Below are 18,351 nucleotides of genomic sequence, written 5' to 3'. Positions count from 1 at the left end.
CGGGCATACATCAGCACGCCGTTGGCGAGCGCCCGAGGTTGCGATCCGCTCGCCTGATGCGCCTGGTTGAACAACGGTCTAACCTCTGGATGACCGTCCAGCATGATGGTGTAGAAATGGGTCGCCAATGCCTCACCCCCCGTTTCCAGGAGCGGGATGGTTGCCTTGATGATGTCGCGCTGAGCTTGAGTGAGCATGTGAACTCCGGATGCCGATTAGTGATATCGTCAAAGCAACCGTCATGCCATCAAAAAAACCCAACGAAATCAGGCTACGGCTGGTTTCTGAGAGTCGTTTCGACTCGGTTAAAAAGACTCAAATATGAAAGATAAGGTCATTTCGACTCAGTCATCACGCGCGCTCCGGGCGCTTCTACCCCTGCTGGGTGACCTCACGGCCGAGATCAGCGCAGAACACCGTTACCAGCGTGTGCTCGATGCGCTACGGCAGCTGGTGCCGACCGATGCCGTCGCCATCCTGCGTCTTGAAGATCACGTGCTGATACCCGAAGCCGCCCATGGACTGGCGGTCGATGCCATGGCCCGACGGTACCCGGTGGACAGCCACCCGCGCTTGAAAGCGATCATCGAGGCACCGGGCGCGATACTCTTTCCGCCCGACTGTCCTTATCCAGACCCCTACGACGGCCTTATCGGCGCCAGCACGTTGCCGGTGCACGACTGCATGGGCTGCGCCCTGCGCATCAACGAAAAGATCTGGGGTGTCCTGACCCTGGACGCGTTGAAGGTGGGTCAATTCTCCGCAGACGATCTGCAGACAGTGGAAACGTTCGCGCGCCTGGCTGCCGCCACCGTGGTGGCCGCCGGGCATTTCGACCAATTGATGCGCGCCCTCGAGGGTGAACGCAAGCGCGCCGATGCCTACCGACTGGCTCACCAGGGCGGGCCTCAGCGGATGATCGGCACCAGCGAGGCATTCAAACAGTTGCTGGGGGAAATCGACCTGGTGGCACCCAGTGAACTGACCGTTCTCATTACCGGTGAAACGGGGGTCGGCAAAGAGCTAGTGGCGCGTCGGCTCCACAGCCACTCTCACCGCGCCGACAAGCCGATGATCAGCGTCAACTGCGCCGCCTTGCCTGAACACCTTGTCGAAAGCGAACTGTTCGGGCACGTCAAAGGCGCGTTTTCAGGCGCCGTCGAGAATCGCCTGGGCAAATTCGAGATGGCCAGTGGGGGCACACTGTTCCTCGACGAGATCGGCGAGCTGCCGCTGTCGGTGCAGGCCAAGCTGCTCCGGGTGCTGCAAGGCGGTGATGTACAGCGCGTAGGGTCCGACCGTTCCCATGTGGTCGATATCCGGCTGCTGGCCGCGAGCAACCGAGACCTGGCTGAAGAAGTTCGGACCGGCCGCTTTCGCGCCGACCTCTATCATCGCCTGACCGTGTATCCGCTGCGCGTGCCGCCGCTGCGAGAGCGCAAGGAGGACATTCTTCTGCTGGCAGGCGCGTTCGCCGAAGAAAACCGGTACCGCATGGCACTGCCCCCGGTCAGGTTCGCCGCCCCCGCCAAACAGGCGCTCGGTCACTACGTGTGGCCCGGCAATGTTCGCGAGTTGGAACACCAGATCGCCAGGGCCGTGCTGAAGGCGAAAAAGCGGGTTTCAGGTTCAGCCCGTAAAGACATGCTCGTCCTGATGGCAGACGACTTCGACCTGCCGGCGGCGAAAACAGTGGAAGCAGAACTCCCTGAGTCGCCTGACCCCACTCGGTCTACGCCTGTCGACTACAAGGCCGCCGTGGATGATTACAAAAGAGAGCTTCTGGAAAGCGCATTGATCCAGCATCGAGGCAATGTCACTGCCGCCGCCAGGAGCCTTGGCCTGGATCGAGCCAATCTGGCAAGGCTTGCAGCACGGCTGGGTGTCAGCGTTCAGCGTGTGTAGGAACAAGCTTCAACCCATGCTCATTGCTGAGCATCGATCGAGCTATCGCGAACTCATGCTACTGCTGTGCAATAACTGAACTTGACAGGACTTCCTCGTCAAATCAAAGATTTAGTAAAAATCGAGAACCGATTCTGGAGCCTGGAGAAACAACTCGATGCAAAACAAAAAAACGAATCGCCGACTCGTACCCTATAAACACCAGCGCAGCAAAAAATTCAGCAGCCTTCATCAATAGTAACGGCGCCCCAGGCTCAAAACCGGATCGCCCTCATTGCTCGTTATGGTTGATCAGATAATGTCGCCCTTTCAAAAAAGCGTATTCCTTATAGCTGTCATGGCGCTGATCTGGGGCGCTGGCTTGCCGGTTTCAAAGATTGGTGTTCAGGCCTTGGGCGCTTGGCCATTCCGGTTGGCATGCGCTTTTATCAGTGTTCTTTTCCTCTACGCCGTATTTTGGAAACCTGTGAATGCCCTCAGCACCACCTTAGACGCCATGCTTTATCTAAAGCTTTTCATTATCGCAGCTCCAAATGTTTTTCTCGTTCCGGTTTTAAACAATATAGCATTGGAGCACCTAAGCATTTCCGACTCCACTTCCCTAATCTATACAATGCCTTGTTTTACCTCTTTTTTTGCGATGATACTCAATCGTAAACTCGATGGTTTTTCCATTGCTTCACTGACGTTCTGCTCAATAGGCATCTGGTTGATTATCGGAAAACTTGAATTTTCTTCAAGCCACTTGATCATCCTGTCAAGCGCCCTCTCCTGGTCGATCGGTTCCCTCATCGCCCAGCGATTGAAGACCGATATAGATTTTCGGGTGAAAGTATTCTGGCAGGTCACCTTCGGTTGCTTTTGCACCTTCCTGGTGTCCCCGCTATTTCTAGATTGGCCCACCGAAATCGTGGCGTTTCCTGGAAGCTTGTCGTTATCTGCTGCTGCGGCGATTCTGTTTATGGGCATCGTTGGGGGCGCGATCGTTTTTTATATCTGGTTCTACCTGATCAAACTTCAGAGCGCCGAATACGCAAGCTACGCGACTTTATTTTCACCTGTCATTTCTGTTGTGTTGGCCATGACCTATTTTGGTGAAAAACCTCCAGCCAGCACAATCATTGGCTTTGCCCTCATTCTTGCCAGTGCGTTGATCGTGAATATAGTGCGGCCTGCATGGGTTTCAAGGAGCCTCCACCCATAAAGGCTAGAAGCTGGCCACAGCAGATACCGCACTAAAATCCAAGTACAGGCACTCTCAGGCGGGTACCATCAAACACCATGGTTTAGAATTACTATCGACCAGACAGCTCCAAATGCCCGTCACAGCTCAATAGCGCGTTCCACTTATCCTCGCCTACGTCTACAGGGACCACCCACCAATTGGTCGCAGTGTCGTAAGTGGCACCTGACAGAACTTTGACGTTCTCAATGCCTTCTACAGGTGGGTGTTTTGTGAAGTAAGCCTTGACGGACTGATCAAAAAAATCTCGACCTTTGTCAGGGCAAAACATATCGCCGCTATCATCACAGCCAGCTAATGCTGCTAGCAATGCAGCACCGATGAAGATACCTTGGCGCATAGGACTCCTTTATTTTCGACCACTGAAGCTAATTTTCTGACTGCCTTCTATGACGATCAGATAGTTATTGTATCCAAATCTATCGCCCAAAAATCTAAGGAAATCCGTGAGCTTTTCCTGCATGTACGTTCGGTTGCTATGGTCTGCATCATATGCATCTGGCTTCAACGTGTAATACCCGTCAAATTGCCAGCTACCGTCAGATCCGATGTTAAGAGTACCGCTTACGTTACCACTGATGCGACCGATCAGGCCAGCAGCATAGAGGTTGAGCATGAACCGGAAAGCATTGTACTCAAACTGATCATTGATGGCGTACGTCCCAGGCCCTTTCGTTGCCACAGCATCCATAACAGGCTTGAAATCAGAGGGAACCATAGCGAGCCCAAGAGACCCAATGTTCACATAGCGGGTTTTACCACCTCCGAAAAGCCAGTAGTAAATTCCGGCAATTGGCATCAGTGGGGTACCGTAAAAATCATAATATTGACTATCAATAACTTTTTGAGAATATTTTTTGCCCGACATTATTCGAAAGTAAGCAGTTGAGTAATCAACTTCACCGGCATTTCCAGTTCCAGACACATAACCTCTGGAACTAACCAACGTTGAGAGCATGTACTTCTGACAATCAGAATGAAGGCGGAGCTGGCTTTTAAATTGCTCTTCGGTCAGTCCTACAAGACCGTCAAAACATGCCTGTAGCGCCCCCTGGCTGTCACCTTGATTCGCAGTTGCAAACAAACCTTGTCCGTTTGCGAAAACTTTTCTGATCCCACCACTTGCCAAAAACGATCGGTGTTGGTCAGGTTTGGATGGGCCTGAGGGCATAGGCACATTGCTCAGTCCGCTGGAAATCCCGGACGGTCCGTATGCGTACACGTAGCTTGCTGGTAGTTCGACTGTGTTACCCATAAAAAAATACCTTTTGAACTAAATGACTTTCGCGAATGATTTCGCTTGCATGTCGCTCAAAGGCGATAGCTCGGAGCTCAAGGCCCTCACATGATTCAGCGCTCCACACCGGGAGCACTTGATCTGGAGCTGTGTTACACCGGCCGCTCGGGCCAGTAGTTTGTTGCACTTACCGCAACGAACATCTTTCAACATCTGCAAAACCTTTTGATTTCTGCCAACTGTACAGTCAGGGCTGCACTAGGCCTGAAAGCTCTCTGTAGGCACGAATGAGGCCCTGCAGGTGGGACCTTGCATTTCTTCGGGCAAGGGTTCTTGGTCAGCATGGCTCAGCCTCCTTGGCTTTCTGCTGCTTTGGGGCAGTGTCTACACGACGAGGCGTCAGATACGGCTCAGATATCAGACCGTGGGTTACCATGTGTCGCCCAGCAATCCCCTCGAACCGGGCGGCTAAGCCATGCCCGATAATATGCCAGGAAGGAACGTGGGCTTCACACCCGCATCCATTTCCCAGCCTCACGTAGCCGGCGATATGAATAAGCGCATCACGAAAGCGGACGGCGGCCATCGTAAGGGAGGCCTGTTTATCGGCGCACTCTCCGGTCGTTGCCAGGAGCTGTGTGGGTCGCAGGAATAGATAGCCACAACCGGGCGTTGTCTAATCCCGGCATGACACGTCACCTTTCGTCCCTGGTTGTGGGTCAACGTTGGTGTTGTTGCCTGCACATGGGTTCGCTGTTCATCGTGCCGATGAGGATGTGCCCATGCTCGACCCCGACGGCGGAACACTCACCCCCTGATCGTCCACAACTGCTCGATCTGCGTCGTATAACTCTGGCTCATCATCTCCCGACGCATGCCCCAGTCCGGGTTGGTCGGCACAGCCGCTGGACGCAAAGTCCCTCTGCCCCAGCGGCCGTTGACCGCGTCGAGCACCTGCATCAGGCGTTCGGCGGTGGCCGGTTGGGCGCTGGCGAACAAGTCGTCGGTGAACTCGCCGCGCTGGCACAGGCCCAGCAGGAGTATTTCGGCCTTGCTGTAGGTGAAGCCGCTGCGAAAGATGAATTCCAGGCCCTGCACCGCTGCCTTGGTCAACAGGCGTACATCGTCGGTGGGGTACGGCAGTTGTACCACCACGCCATTGGCGTACTTGGCTTCCAGTGGGTTGAGCATGCCGGTGCGAATGCTCACACGCAGCTGCCGACACAACGAACGTTGCGCACGCAGCTTCTCCGAGGCCCGCATCACATAGCTGGCCACCGCCTCGCGGATCGGGGCGATCTCGGTCAGGCGCTTGCCGAACATCCGGCTGCAGCAGATTTCCTGCTTGGGCGGATCGGGGTCTTCAAGCGCCAGGCACGGTGTGCCGCCCAGTTCGCGGGCGGTCTTTTCGATCACCACGCTGAAGCGGCTGCGCAACAAGGCCGGATCGGCGCAGCTCAGGTCCCAGGCGGTGGCGATGTTCATGCCCTGCAGGTGTGCGCTCATCTTGCGGCCAATGCCCCAGACGTCGCTCACCGGGGTGACCTTCAACAGGCGATCACGGCGACCGGCTTCGCGCAGGTCCAGCACCCCGCCCAGCTGTTTGTGCCATTTCTTCGCGGCATGGTTGGCCAGTTTGGCCAAGGTTTTGGTGCCGGCAATTCCAACCCCTACCGGTATGCCGGTGCGCCGGTAGACCTGTTCGCGAATGTCGCGGCCCAGTGCGTCCAGGTCCTGGTGCATGCCGGTGAGGTCGGCGAACGCTTCGTCGATGCTGTAGACCTCCAGGGCCGGCACCATGGACTCGATGATGCACATCACCCGTTCGCTGATGTCGCCGTACAGCGCGTAGTTGGAAGAAAACGCCACGATACCGTGCTGGCGCAGCAGGTCCTTGATCTGGAAATACGGCGACGCCATCTTCACCAGCGCCTTGGCCTCGGCCGATCGGGCAATCACGCAGCCATCGTTGTTGGACAGCACCACGATCGGCGTCTTGGCCAGATCCGGACGAAACACCCGTTCGCAACTGGCGTAGAAGCTGTTGCAGTCGATCAGCGCGAAGACCGGTTCATTCCTTTTCATGGGCACGTACGCTGAAGGTCACCACGCCCCAGATCAACAGCTCGTCGCCTTCCATGATGTAGCGCGGCGGGTACTCGCGATTGGCCGACTTGAGGATCACCTCGCGACCGCGCTTGTGCAGACGCTTGCACATGGGTTCGCTGTTCACCGCGGCGATGACGACATGGCCATGCTCGGCCTCGATCGAGCGGTCCACGATCACCAGGTCGCCGCAGAAGATCCCCGCGCCCTGCATGCTGTCGCCCTGGATGCGCACCAGGTAGATGTGCGGTGCGCGGATCTCCAGCAGTTCATCCAGCGAAATGCGCTGCTCCATATGGTCGGCGGCGGGCGAAGGAAAACCGGCCGGGACCTTGAATGAATACAGCGGATGCGCGGTGCTGCCCGGAGCGAGCGGGCCAAGAATAGTGATCATGGGATTGCCTGGTATTGATACTGTACGAATATACAGTTAACTTTGTACGACCTTGGAGGTCAACAAGAGACCGCGACAATCTGACGGAGAACACCATGTGTGGTCGCTACTCGATGTACGAAGCGATGGACGTCTATCTGCGTGAATTGGCCCCGCGTCAGCAGGTCATCAGTTATGTCGACCCGCAGCCGCAGGTGCGCTACAACATCGCGCCGACGCAGCGGGCCATGGTGTTGCAGGGCACCGAGCAGGGCCTGTCGATCGATTCGGTGAAGTGGGGCTGGGCGCCGTTCTGGGCCCAGGGCAAGCGCCCTGCCCCGATCAACGCGCGGGTCGAGACGGTCGCGACGGGAAAGTTCTTCAAGCAGCTGTGGCCCAACGGCCGCGTGCTGATACCCGCCAACGGCTGGTATGAGTGGGTCAAGGACGCCGATGACCCGAAGAAGAAACAACCCTGGTTCATTCATCTTGCGGACGACAAGCCGATGTTCTTCGCCGCCCTCGCCCAGGTCACGTCGGGGCTTGAGCCTGGTGAAGGCGATGGTTTCGTGATCATCACCGATGCCAGCAATGAAGGCATGGTCGACATCCACGACCGCCGCCCGGTAGTGCTGGCGCCGGAGCAGGCACAGGAGTGGCTGGAAGCCGACTTGAGTGCCGAGCGCAGTATCGAGATCGCCCAGCACGAAGGCCGGCCGGTGGCCGACTTTCGATGGCACGCGGTGGGCAAGGCGGTTGGCAACGTGCGCAATCAGGGTGCCGAGCTGATTGCGCCGATCGATGAGGCGTCCTGAAGCCGTATTCGCCGCCCGCTGAACTCAGCCGATAAGGTTGACCGACGAACCGGGTTCGAGCTGTTCCGTGCCCAGCGCGTGAATCAAGGTAATCGCCTGGGTCGACAGCGCCCGCAGGTGCACGGTGATCACTTCATCGACCCGCGTCACGTCCACCCATTGTCCATGAAACTGCACGGCGAGGCTGACGTCGCCCAGGCCGTGCGGTGGCGTCGGGAACACCCGCAACCCTTCCACCGCCGGACACACGCCCAGATAATGCCGCTGCATGACGTCCAGCGCGCCGGACATCGCCGCCAGGTGCACGCCCTCGCGGACTCCGCTGTCGGACTTGGCGTCCAGATCCGTGCGCAGGCAATGCTGGTAGTACGTCCACGAAGCGTCGCTGTCGGTGTGGGCCAGCGCACCGGCGCAGACGGTTTTCGACAGGCTGGATTCGTGGAAGACGTGGCCCAGGTGATAGTCCATGGTCCGCTGCGCGATATCGCTGTCGAATGGGTAGCGCAAGCGGTCGAACAGCGCCTGCAACTGATCCTGTGACAGCAAGTAGAACAGCATCAGGGTGTCGGCCTGTTTGCTCACCTGATAATGGTCGCAGTGATCGCCCTGGGCTTCGAGCATCCAGTCCAGGCGCGGATTGTCTTCGCGCTTCCACTCGTCCGGCGCGGGCTGCAGCCTGTCGAAGCCCTCGAACTGGTCGAGTACGCCATCGGCGGTGAACGGCAGGAACATGTTGCGGCTGACATGCTCCCAGTGCGATGCCTCGTCGGGGCGCAGTGCCAGGCGCTCGACGAGGTCCTCGCGCAGGACGGTGGGCAATCGCTGTAGCACGTCCAGCGCGCGGCACAGGGTCCAGACGGCCATCAGGTTGGTGTAGGCGTTGTTGTCCAGGCCCGGTTGCTCGGCATGGGGGTAAGCGTTGTGGTACTCGTCAGGGCCGATCACACCTTCGATGACATAGCGTTGCCGAGACTCGTCATAGCGGGCCACGCTGGCCCAGTAACGCGCGACTTCGATGATCAGATCACCGATCTTGCCGGCCAGTTGCTGCTCGTCGCCGGTCGCCAGGTAGAGCGTCCAGGCGTCGTAGGCCACGGCCGAGCCGATGTGGCGCTGCAAGTGCGTGGGGTCGGGCACCCAGTGGCCGGAAAGCGGGTAGTACTGGAACGGCTGGGTCTGCTCTTCGCCGTCGTGGGCGCTGCGCCAGGGAAACATGGCACCGCCGTAGCCCAATCGGGCCGCCCGACGCCGCGCGGCCGGCAGGCGTGCGTGGCGGTAGTCGAGCAGTGAACTGGCCAGTTCCGGACGGTGGGTGGCGAACAGTGGAAAGGCGAACAATTCGTCCCAGAACACTTGGCCGAAATAGCCTTCCTGCCAGCCGCGCGCCGGAAAGCCCAGGTCACGGCCGATGCTCAACGGCGAAACCGTTTGCTGGATATGCCATCCGGCGAACTGCAGTGGATGATCCACTGCCGGATCGGCCACGCGGATACGTCCGTATTCCCAAGTGTCCTGCCATGCCTGTTGGTGGGCGGTCAGTAACGCTGCATAGGGGGCGTCGGGCAGTGCCGCCATGCTGCTGGACAGGCCATGGAATTCGTCATCGACCTGCACGATCACGCGCTTTTCCAGTACCAGCGGGCCTTGCTCGGGCCACTCCACCGTACCCTCCTGCACCAGGCGATCGTCCACCACCTGACCCTGCCACTGGCACGGCGCTACGGTCTGCACCGCCACCGCCACCTTGCGCGATGGGTCCTCCAGGGTCGCCACCACCCCTGCCCGGCCGTCGGGCAGGTGCTCCCAGCGATGGCTGCGCAGGCGTCGGCCTTCGTAGTCGCGGTCGCGCTCGATCAGGTAGTTGCCGCGGCTGTTGTCCAGCGTCGCACGCACGCGAAGGCCAGTCAGCGGTGTCTGCGCGTGCAGCTCCCAGCGCAGCACCGCCAGTTGCGCATTGGCCAGGCTGACGAAGCGGGTCTCTACCAGCTCGACCGGTGTCCCGCCCAGCAGCAACGACAACCGACGGGTCAGTACACCGCGCTGCATGTCGACGTGCTGGTGATAGCTGCGCAGGGTGTCTTCGGCAAGCTCGAACCATGGCTGCTCGTTCAGCGAAAAGGTCAGGCCAAAGGGGTCGGGCAGATTGACCAAGGCCGCAATATGGGTCGTGGTGCCGTTGACCTGGCGCGCGGCATCGTCGTACCAGCCTGCACGGTAGAGGCCGGGGTAATGCCCCTCTGGACGCGGCACGGCGCAGGCTTCGGGCGAACATGCGCGCCACGAGATCACTCCGTTGGCCAAGGTGAACAGCGCTTCGCGGCGTTGCTCGTCGTCGAGTTCGAAATGGTCGAAGGCCAGTGAGTGGGTCGCTTGATCCGTCATCGGCGTGGTCCACGGGTGTGCAGCAGGGAAACAGCGGTAACCGGCGTGGGCGTCATGCAAGGATTCCTCGAGTGTGCAGGCGTCGATAGTCATCAATGCAGACCCATGCCACCGCTCTGGGTTCGGCCTCCTGGGGGGGGCGCAGTGGTTACAGCATGTAACTCTGGTAGAACGCCAGGGTCGCCTGATTCTTGTGCTTGGCTTCGAACATGATGTCGAAGCGCTCGAGAAACTGCAGGGCGTAGCGGTTGGTCCAGTGGTTCCACATCAGTTCGCTGTGGCCATAGAGGTCACGCTTGGAGACGACCTGCAGCAACGTCTCCATCTCCAGCTTCTGCTCGGCGGTGAAGCCCAGTTCCTGAAGGCGCTCCTGAGGCTGCGAGTAATGCATGACCGGCCGCACGCCCCGCCAACTGTCAATGATGCGATCCACGCGGGGATCGTCCACGGCGATGTAGTCGTTCTCGTTGATCCAGCAGTGGTGGATATCCAGCACCACCGGTGCCAGGTCGGCCAGTTGCAGGCAGTCGTCGACGCCGTAGGTTTTCTCTTCGTTCTCGAAGGTGATGCAGCGGCGCGCCACCTCCGACAAACGCGGCCAGATGGCGCGGATGCCTTCTGCACCGAGGCGACCGGCGATGTGCACGTTGCACTTGAAATCCTGGAACTGCACGCCGTAGCCCATCATGCGGATCATGTCGGCGTGGTACTCGAATTCCGCCAGGCTGTTTTCCACCACCGGGGGTTTGTCCGAGCCCAGCACGCAGAACTGACCGGGGTGGAAAGACAGGCGAATACCGGCACTGCGCGCGCGATCGCCCATCTGCGCGAAACGCTCGGCCAGCCAGGCCTGACGTTCGGGCTGCTGGTAGAACGCTGCCACCTGCGGATGGCTGTAGAACGGCAGCAGGTCGCTGCTCAGGCGCAGCATGCGCAGGGCTTCGGGCAGCTGCGCCACGTAATCGAGCAATTGCAGCTGTGCTTGCAGGTTGTGGGTGATCACTTCCTGAAGTTTCTCGTGGGCCACCTGGGTGGCGACGCTGTTCATCCAGCGCAGGGTGGTGGTTCGCGGGTTGTAGGCGCCTTCGATGAGCTTCAATTCGGCCAGGGTCAGGGCGCGAATCGAATGTCGGTATTGGCAGGCGAAGCCGATGCGAGGGGTGTTCATGGGTGTGAAGGCCTGGTGTTCAGGTAGGTAGCCGATAGACCACCGTGGCGTGTATTCCTCTCGCCGAACATCCCCGCAGGCGGGCAAATTGACAGACGCCCTGCGCCGCTCTTAATCTGTAGCCAACGGATTGTAAATTGGTCATACCAATTCAGAATCACTGCTGGCAGACCTGCAACAACAATCGGGGAACCCGAACCATGCCAATGACACCTGTGGCCCAGCCTGCCCTCCTTGTGCGGGGGATGACGCGCCCATGATCATTTCCGCTTCCACCGACTACCGCGCCGCCGCGCAACGTCGCCTGCCGCCCTTTCTGTTCCACTACATCGACGGCGGCGCTTACGCCGAGCACACGCTCAGGCGCAACGTCAGCGACTTGGCCGATATCGCCCTGCGCCAGCGGGTGCTGCGCAACATGTCCGAGTTGAGTCTGGAAACGCAGTTGTTCGGTGAAACCCTAGCCATGCCGGTGGCGCTCGCGCCGATCGGTCTGTGTGGCATGTTTGCCCGTCGTGGCGAAGTGCAGGCGGCCAAGGCGGCGGATGCCAAGGGCATTCCGTTCACGCTGTCGACGGTGTCGGTCTGCCCGATCGAGGAAGTCGCGCCAGCCATTTCCCGGCCGATGTGGTTTCAGCTGTACGTGCTCAAGGATCGCGGTTTCATGAAGAACGCCCTGGAGCGCGCTCGCGCCGCCGGGGTCAAGACGCTGGTCTTCACCGTCGACATGCCGGTGCCCGGGGCACGCTACCGGGACGCGCATTCGGGCATGAGCGGCGCCAACGGGCCGATGCGGCGCATGTGGCAAGCGGTGACGCACCCGGCCTGGGCCTGGGATGTGGGCCTGCACGGCCGGCCGCACGACCTGGGCAATATCTCCACCTACCGTGGCAACCCTACCGGGCTTGCCGACTACATCGGCTGGCTGGGCAGCAATTTCGATCCGTCGATTTCCTGGAAGGACCTTGAGTGGATCCGCGAATTCTGGGATGGACCGATGATCATCAAGGGCATTCTCGACCCCGAGGACGCCCGCGATGCCGTGAGTTTCGGTGCCGATGGCATCGTCGTCTCCAACCACGGCGGACGCCAGCTCGACGGCGTGCTGTCCAGCGCCCGAGCCCTGCCTGCAATCGCCGATGCGGTGAAGGGCGATCTGGCGATACTGGCCGACTCGGGTATCCGCAGCGGGCTGGATGTGGTGCGCATGATTGCGCTGGGCGCCGATACGGTTTTGCTGGGCCGCGCCTTCATCTATGCCCTGGCGGTGGCTGGCGGTGCGGGCGTGAGCAATCTGCTGAATCTGATCGAAAAGGAAATGCGCGTGGCCATGGTGTTGACCGGGGCCAAATCCATTGCCGAGATCGGCTCGGATTCGCTGGTGCGTTGAGCGTTCGGTTCAAGGCAGCAGGTCGATCAGCTGCGGTTGCAGGGCGTGGGGTTGCACGTCGAGCACGACCAGGGTGACCGGCAGCTTGAAGCGGCGGCGGCCGGCGCTGCCGGGGTTGATGTACAGGCACTCGCCGCGCCACTGGATCAGCGGCTTGTGCGAATGGCCAGTAATGACCAGGCGGGTGTCGCTGCGCAATGCGGCGGGTACGTCGGCCATGTCGTGAATAAGCAAGGTGGGCCAGCCCTCGAGGTCGAAATGCAGCACATCCGCCACCGAATCGGCCCATGGCATGCCGACATCGTTGTTGCCCGAAACGACCTGCACCGGAGCGATGGCAGCCAGGTGCTGGACGATATCACCCTTGCCGATGTCGCCAGCATGAATGATCCGTTCACAACCCTGCAGCGCTGCCACGGCCTCGGGCCGCAGCAGGCCATGGGTGTCGGAAATGATGCCTACTTTCACGGCGTGGTTCCCTGTGTGCGTGGTGCAGATCTGGACTGCCTCGCACAGCGGTGGGTTCCATGCTGCCACATTGGATTGGCTTCCAGGTTTGGCTGCGGGCTACTCGCGAGAAGAGCGCCGCAGTGTTTCAGGTAGTGTGCGGTGAAGCATTCGCGGGCAGAGCCCGCTCCCACAGTGTGGGAGTGAACTTGTGGGAGCGGGTCTCTGCCCGCGAAATGACTCCGCATCGCTGCCTTCGCGGGCAGAGCCTGCTCCCACATCAAATCGGCTGCTACTTGGCGGTGATCACCGCCAGTTTGGTGATGCCTGCCTTTTCGATGGAGGCCATGGCCCTGGCCACTTCGCCATAGTTGACGCCGTCGTCGGCCTGCAGTTGTACGCGCACATCGGGGTCTTTCTGCCTGGCGGTCTGCAGGTTGGTCTGGAGCAGGTCCGGCTGGATTTCGTCCTTGTTGATGAACAGTTTGCCCTGCCCGTCGATGCTCACCACCAGCGGGTCCTTCTGTTCGGCAGGCGCCACCGCTTCGGTCTTGGGCAGGTTGATCGGGATCGAATTGGTCAGCAACGGCGCGGTGACGATGAACACCACCAACAGCACCAGCATGACGTCTACCAAAGGCGTCACGTTGATCTCGCTGAGCACCTCGTCCGTGTCTTGAGTGGAAAAGGCCATGTCAGGACGCCTCCTTCACTTTGTGGCCCGAAGCCGCAGCACCGCTGCGAGTCAGGGCCGGATGTTGCAGCACGCGGAAGGAATGCTTCTGCGCCAGGCTGTAGAAGTCATGGGCGAAATCGTCGAGGTCGGCGGCGGTCAGTTTCAGGCGACGCAGGAAATAGTTGTAGACCAGCACCGCTGGCACCGCGACGGCGATCCCCACGCCAGTGGCCACCAGCGCCGCGCCTATGGGGCCCGCCACTGTCTCCAGGCTCGCCGAGCCGGCCGCGCTGATGCCCTTGAGCGCCGACATGATCCCCCAGACCGTCCCGAACAGGCCGATGAACGGCGAGGTACTGCCGATACTGGCCAGCACCGCCAGGCCCGTTTCCAACGAGCGCCGCTCACGTACGATCTGCTGGCGCAGGGCGCGCTCGAGGCGATCCTGATGATTGATCGACTGGCTCAGGTCGGTTTGCGCCTGCTCGTTGACCTGGATGGCCGCGTAGCCCGACTGCGCGACCCGAGCCGCTGCACCGGGTTGTTCCTGAGCCAGATGGGCCGCCGAATCCAGGCTCGATGCCGCCCAGAACTGCTTGTGAAACTTGCGATCCTGGCCCTTGAGCCGAGCGAACTGCAGGCTCTTGAGCAATGCCAGCCCCCAGGTGGCGACGGAAAACAGGATGAGCAGCCAGATGACCGAGTGCTCGACGGAGGTGAAGGGAGATTCTGTCAGAAGATTCATGGTGAGGCTCTCTGTAGCAAGGCGTTGGGTGGTGCGATGCGCCTTTTGTCAGGTAGCCCGCTTCATGCAGCAAAAAAGTCGATCAGCGCAATTTGAAATCGATCGGTACGCTGACCCAGCCATCGACCGGGTCGGCACCCCGTTTGGCCGGAACGAAGCTCCAGCGCTTCACCGCTGCCAGTGCCGCGTCATCGAGCTGACTGCGACCGCTGCTGGTCTGCACCTGGATTTCGCTGGGCTTGCCGCTGGCCAGCACGTGAACCCGCAACAGCACGGTCCCTTCCCAGTTGCGACGCATGGCCAGGGCGGGATATTCGGGCGCCGGATTGTGCAGGTAGCCGGCATTGGCCGAAGCCGGTGTCAGCGGTTGCGGCGCAGGTGGTGCCGCAGGTGCAGGCGGCGTCGGTGCGGCCACGGGTTGCTGCGGTGCAGGCGGTTGCACAACCGGTTTGGCCACCGGCTTGGGTACCGGCTTCTTGACCACGGGCTGAGGCTTTGGCTTGGGCGGTGGTGGTGGTGCTGGCTTGGCCGCCAGTTCATCCTCGACAGGCGGTGGCGGTTCGACAACCGGCGCGACCGGCTCGGGCGGCGGCGGTGGCGTCTCTACCACCGGCGGTGGCGCAGGCTGGGAAAATTCGATCGTCATGGGTGGAATTTCTGGCGGCACTGTGGGCAGTACCGGTGTTGGCGTCTGACTGATCCAGTAGATCACCGCACCATGCAGTACCAGCGCGAACACGCCCAGCAATGGCGCCTCGCGGCGGCCGAGGATGCGCTTGGGCGCACGTTGCAGGCGCAGCTCGCCCAAGGGTTCCCGGAACACCCGGCCCAGGTCGAGCAATTCGCCGGGTACCGGATGCCACCGCACCTCCAGGGCGGCCTTGAGGTTGTTCATCAGTTGCTCCTGTTGACGGGTGATCGTGAAGAAGCGAGTCCAATCGGCCTCTTCGGCGGGCGAATGATGTTCAAACTCCGCTAGTTCGAAAAGTAATTGTTTGTTATTCCAAGCTTTCAATCCGGCATAAGGCACACTGACGGATCGGCTGGTTTGTAATTGCTGTTGGCCTATGAACACTTGGCCAACTTGACTGTTGCTCAGGCAACACTGAACGGGCCTAAGCATCGCGATTTTCTTCAATCAAATGATCGGGTTGCAGTTTTCACATCATGCAGCGGACGGTGGATCAATGGCGATGCGCAGCGCATGCTCATTGCGCGACACGACATAAGCTAATGCTCATAAGGTATTTAACGATCGTTTTTTATATCCATTAGTATCGCCTTCATTCCGTGTTTTACCGCTCGATCCCTTTCTTTTTATCCGCACCTTGAAGGCGCCGCCATGCAGCTTTTGACACTTCCCCCATCGCCCGCCCTCGCCACCTCCATCCGTGCCACTGCCCAGGTGTTCGAAGACCCGAAATCCAAGGCGTTGCTGGCCCATCTCGAACAGGTCGCGCCCAGCGAAGCCAGTGTGTTGATCATCGGCGAAACCGGTACTGGCAAGGAGTTGGTCGCGCGCCATATCCACAACCTCAGCGCAAGACGCAACAAGCCGTTCGTGGCCGTCAACTGCGGCGCGTTCTCCGAGTCGCTAGTGGAAGCCGAACTGTTCGGCCACGAAAAAGGCGCATTTACCGGTGCCCTGGCGGCCAAGGCCGGATGGTTCGAGGAGGCCAACGGCGGGACCTTGTTTCTCGATGAGATCGGCGACCTGCCGATGCCCATTCAGGTGAAGCTGCTTCGCGTGCTGCAGGAGCGTGAAGTGGTACGCCTGGGTTCGCGCAAGAGCATTCCGATCAATGTGCGGGTACTGGCGGCAACCAATGTCTTGCTGGAGAAGGCGATCAATGCCGGCCACTTCCGCGAAGACCTCTATTACCGCCTGGATGTGGTCAGTCTGGAACTGGTGCCGCTGCGCGAACGGCCTGGCGATATCATTCCGCTGACCCGGCATTTCCTCGAGGTGTATTGCAAACGCCTGGGTTACGAACGCGCCACATTGTCGGCCGACGCCGAGCACAAGCTGCGCCACTACAGCTGGCCGGGCAACATTCGCGAACTGGAAAACGTCATTCATCACACCTTGCTGATCTGCCGCAACGGCGTGATCGAGCGCGATGACCTGCGCCTGTCGAACATGCGCATCGAGCGCGCCGATGACAGTCCGGCGGTGGACGATTCGGTGGAGGCGTCACTGGATCGGCTATTCCAGCGGCTGTTCGACGAGCAGGTGGGCGATCTGCACGAGAAGGTCGAGGATGCCCTGCTGCGTTCGGCCTATCGGTTCAGCCATTGCAACCAGGTGCACACCGCCAACCTGCTCGGCCTGAGCCGCAACGTCACCCGCACGCGGCTGATCAAGATGGGCGAGCTGGCGGTGAACAAAAGGCGCTCGGTGGCGGATCAACCAGAGGTGCGGGCTCTCCGGTTGTCGATCTGAGGGTTTTGTAGGGACCGTGTGATAAGTGGATGACTGGGCAGACGCGAACTTGTGGGAGCGGGTCTCTGCCCGCGAAGAAATCGCTGCGGTGGTTCAGGAACACCGCGGTGGATTCTTCGCAGGCAGAGACCCGCTCCCACAGGGGGGTTGTGAAGGCGCTCAAAAAAGCCCGGAGGTCGGGGGCGGTGTGCCTTTGAGCTGCCAGGTGCCGACTGCTGCGGCTTTCCAGTCGCGGGGGTTGTGATTGGCTACGGTGCGGGCGTTGCGCCAGTGCCGGTCCAGGTTATGGCCGCGCCCGGTCGTGGAGGCGCCGCCCACATCGAACACCCGTTCCGCCGCCTTGAGCGCGCATTCGGCGGCGATGTATTGCGCCTGCGCCACTTCGATCGCGGCCTCGTCCACCGCCGCCGGATCGAGCCCCGCCGCCCAGGCGCGATCGATCGCTTCGGCAGCCTTGAGCACCACCGCCTCCGCGGTGTAGGCACGCGCCGAAATCTCGCCCACGCTCAGCGCCACATAAGGATCATCCACCGACTGCTCGGCGCTGCTGTGCTTGATCGGACGCGCATGATGGCGTGCGAACGCCACTGCATCGTTCAACGCATTGCGGGCGATTCCGGCCTGCACCGACGCCAGGAACAACTGCAGGAATGGCGTCACCAGGGTACGCTTGCCCTCCTCCACCGTGCGCGTGCGCACCTCGTGGGCATAGACCTGCACGTTGTCCAGCCGCGTCGTGCCACTGGCGGTCAGGCGCTGGCCCATGGCGTCGAAATCGTCCAGCAGCACCAGCCCTTCGCGGTCGCGGGGCAGGATGAACGACAGCGGCTGGTCGTGCTCGTCCAGCGCCACCGCGCTGATCCAGTCGGCGTACAGCGAGCCGGTGCTGTAGAACTTGCTGCCGTTGGCCCGGTAGTGATCGCCTTCACGCACGATGCGGGCGCTGATAGCACCGTTGGCGCCGCCGACTTCCCAACCGGCGTTGCCCAGCACCGCGCCTTGCAGGTAACGGGCGAACCAGAGCTGACGCTCCTGCTCGGCGCCTTCGGCCCGAGACACCAGCAGCCCTTCGATGAACGCGAAGCCGGGACGCAAGGCTTGGGCGACATTGGAATCCACCGCAGCGATCCGCACCAGCAGGCCGATGACGTCCTTCACCGAGCCGCCGGGGCCGCCATAGCGGGTGGGAATGCGCAGGGTATAGAGCAACGCTTGGGCGATCTGTGCGACGGCCTCGTAGGGCAGTTGCCGGTCACGCTCGCGCGCAGCGGCGCCGGCAGCGATGGCCGGCAGCAACTGCTCGGCACGTGCCAGCAATTGCGCCACGCTCAGTGGCGCTACGGGTGAAGGGGAAGGCGTGACGTTGGCAGCGTGAGTCATGAAGGGTTCCTGTCTGGAAATGGATGGAAGGAGCAGCGCGA

General features: G+C 60.6%; 17 protein-coding genes and 1 pseudogene. 5 read left to right on the top strand and 13 right to left on the bottom strand.

Annotation, left to right across the window (positions count from 1 at the left end; genetic code table 11):
• Positions 1 to 197 (bottom strand): annotated as a pseudogene (locus B2V21_RS05980) (globin domain-containing protein); the annotation flags it as partial.
• A gap of 124 nt (positions 198 to 321) precedes the next feature.
• Here B2V21_RS05980 and norR point away from each other — a divergent pair.
• Both norR and B2V21_RS05970 read left to right on the top strand, forming a co-directional pair.
• On the top strand, positions 322 to 1,905 hold the full coding sequence (gene norR / locus B2V21_RS05975; RefSeq protein ID WP_286916319.1) for a nitric oxide reductase transcriptional regulator NorR: 1,584 nt from the start codon (positions 322 to 324) through the stop codon (positions 1,903 to 1,905).
• 298 nt (positions 1,906 to 2,203) lie between these two features.
• The gene (locus B2V21_RS05970) at positions 2,204 to 3,109 is read left to right on the top strand and encodes a DMT family transporter (RefSeq protein ID WP_286916318.1); all 906 of its coding nucleotides are present in this window, start codon (positions 2,204 to 2,206) and stop codon (positions 3,107 to 3,109) included.
• Between the two features lie 91 nt (positions 3,110 to 3,200).
• Here B2V21_RS05970 and B2V21_RS05965 read toward each other — a convergent pair whose 3' ends face one another.
• The 5 genes from B2V21_RS05965 to B2V21_RS05940 form a co-directional block, all read right to left on the bottom strand.
• A complete protein-coding gene (locus B2V21_RS05965; RefSeq protein WP_286916317.1) occupies positions 3,201 to 3,488 on the bottom strand; it encodes a hypothetical protein in 288 nt (95 codons plus the stop codon).
• 9 nt (positions 3,489 to 3,497) lie between these two features.
• Positions 3,498 to 4,403, bottom strand: a complete 906-nt coding sequence (locus B2V21_RS05960) for a lipid II-degrading bacteriocin (RefSeq protein ID WP_286916316.1) — start codon at positions 4,401 to 4,403, stop codon at positions 3,498 to 3,500.
• A gap of 18 nt (positions 4,404 to 4,421) precedes the next feature.
• Entirely contained in the window at positions 4,422 to 4,598 is a 177-nt protein-coding gene (locus B2V21_RS05955; RefSeq protein WP_286916315.1) for a Com family DNA-binding transcriptional regulator, read from the bottom strand.
• A gap of 594 nt (positions 4,599 to 5,192) precedes the next feature.
• The gene (gene umuC / locus B2V21_RS05945) at positions 5,193 to 6,470 is read right to left on the bottom strand and encodes a translesion error-prone DNA polymerase V subunit UmuC (RefSeq protein ID WP_286916314.1); all 1,278 of its coding nucleotides are present in this window, start codon (positions 6,468 to 6,470) and stop codon (positions 5,193 to 5,195) included.
• A complete protein-coding gene (locus tag B2V21_RS05940; protein WP_056842449.1) occupies positions 6,457 to 6,885 on the bottom strand; it encodes a LexA family protein in 429 nt (142 codons plus the stop codon). Before B2V21_RS05940 ends, umuC begins: the two co-directional genes overlap by 14 nt.
• A gap of 95 nt (positions 6,886 to 6,980) precedes the next feature.
• Between B2V21_RS05940 and B2V21_RS05935 the strand changes: the two genes are divergently transcribed.
• Positions 6,981 to 7,679: an SOS response-associated peptidase gene (locus B2V21_RS05935; protein WP_286916313.1), complete on the top strand. Its 699-nt coding sequence runs from the start codon at positions 6,981 to 6,983 to the stop codon at positions 7,677 to 7,679.
• A 24-nt stretch (positions 7,680 to 7,703) separates the two neighbouring features.
• On the opposite strand, the gene B2V21_RS05930 is transcribed toward B2V21_RS05935, so the two are convergent.
• Both B2V21_RS05930 and uvsE read right to left on the bottom strand, forming a co-directional pair.
• Positions 7,704 to 10,154, bottom strand: a complete 2,451-nt coding sequence (locus tag B2V21_RS05930) for a glycoside hydrolase family 65 protein (RefSeq protein ID WP_286916312.1) — start codon at positions 10,152 to 10,154, stop codon at positions 7,704 to 7,706.
• A gap of 55 nt (positions 10,155 to 10,209) precedes the next feature.
• The gene (gene uvsE, locus B2V21_RS05925; protein ID WP_049860040.1) at positions 10,210 to 11,229 is read right to left on the bottom strand and encodes a UV DNA damage repair endonuclease UvsE; all 1,020 of its coding nucleotides are present in this window, start codon (positions 11,227 to 11,229) and stop codon (positions 10,210 to 10,212) included.
• Positions 11,230 to 11,485: 256 nt separating this feature from the next.
• On the opposite strand from uvsE, the gene lldD reads away from it, so the two are divergent.
• Complete coding sequence (lldD, locus tag B2V21_RS05920) at positions 11,486 to 12,619, top strand: FMN-dependent L-lactate dehydrogenase LldD (protein WP_090357754.1); 1,134 nt, start codon at positions 11,486 to 11,488, stop codon at positions 12,617 to 12,619.
• A gap of 9 nt (positions 12,620 to 12,628) precedes the next feature.
• On the opposite strand, the gene B2V21_RS05915 is transcribed toward lldD, so the two are convergent.
• The 4 genes from B2V21_RS05915 to B2V21_RS05900 all read right to left on the bottom strand — a co-directional run bounded on the left by B2V21_RS05915 (position 12,629) and on the right by B2V21_RS05900 (position 15,382).
• Positions 12,629 to 13,087: a metallophosphoesterase family protein gene (locus B2V21_RS05915; protein WP_056842444.1), complete on the bottom strand. Its 459-nt coding sequence runs from the start codon at positions 13,085 to 13,087 to the stop codon at positions 12,629 to 12,631.
• Between the two features lie 271 nt (positions 13,088 to 13,358).
• A complete protein-coding gene (locus B2V21_RS05910) occupies positions 13,359 to 13,760 on the bottom strand; it encodes an ExbD/TolR family protein (RefSeq protein ID WP_049860037.1) in 402 nt (133 codons plus the stop codon).
• A 1-nt stretch (position 13,761) separates the two neighbouring features.
• A complete protein-coding gene (locus tag B2V21_RS05905) occupies positions 13,762 to 14,487 on the bottom strand; it encodes a MotA/TolQ/ExbB proton channel family protein (RefSeq protein ID WP_049860036.1) in 726 nt (241 codons plus the stop codon).
• An 82-nt stretch (positions 14,488 to 14,569) separates the two neighbouring features.
• Complete coding sequence (locus B2V21_RS05900; RefSeq protein ID WP_286916311.1) at positions 14,570 to 15,382, bottom strand: energy transducer TonB; 813 nt, start codon at positions 15,380 to 15,382, stop codon at positions 14,570 to 14,572.
• 447 nt (positions 15,383 to 15,829) lie between these two features.
• On the opposite strand from B2V21_RS05900, the gene B2V21_RS05895 reads away from it, so the two are divergent.
• Positions 15,830 to 16,930, top strand: coding sequence for a sigma-54 interaction domain-containing protein (locus B2V21_RS05895; RefSeq protein ID WP_043190278.1), 1,101 nt, complete (start codon positions 15,830 to 15,832; stop codon positions 16,928 to 16,930).
• Positions 16,931 to 17,089: 159 nt separating this feature from the next.
• Here the strand turns inward: B2V21_RS05895 and B2V21_RS05890 are convergent, their stop codons facing one another.
• Positions 17,090 to 18,310, bottom strand: a complete 1,221-nt coding sequence (locus tag B2V21_RS05890; RefSeq protein WP_286916310.1) for an acyl-CoA dehydrogenase family protein — start codon at positions 18,308 to 18,310, stop codon at positions 17,090 to 17,092.
• Between the last annotated feature and the right edge of the window lie 41 nt (positions 18,311 to 18,351).

Origin of the sequence: Pseudomonas sp. UBA6276, assembly GCF_002438365.1 — a bacterium.
In the GTDB taxonomy this organism is placed as follows: Bacteria; Pseudomonadota; Gammaproteobacteria; order Pseudomonadales; family Pseudomonadaceae; genus Aquipseudomonas; species Aquipseudomonas coleopterorum.
The sequence above is the reverse complement of the archived record's forward strand: the minus strand, read 5'-3'. Positions and strand labels throughout refer to the sequence as shown.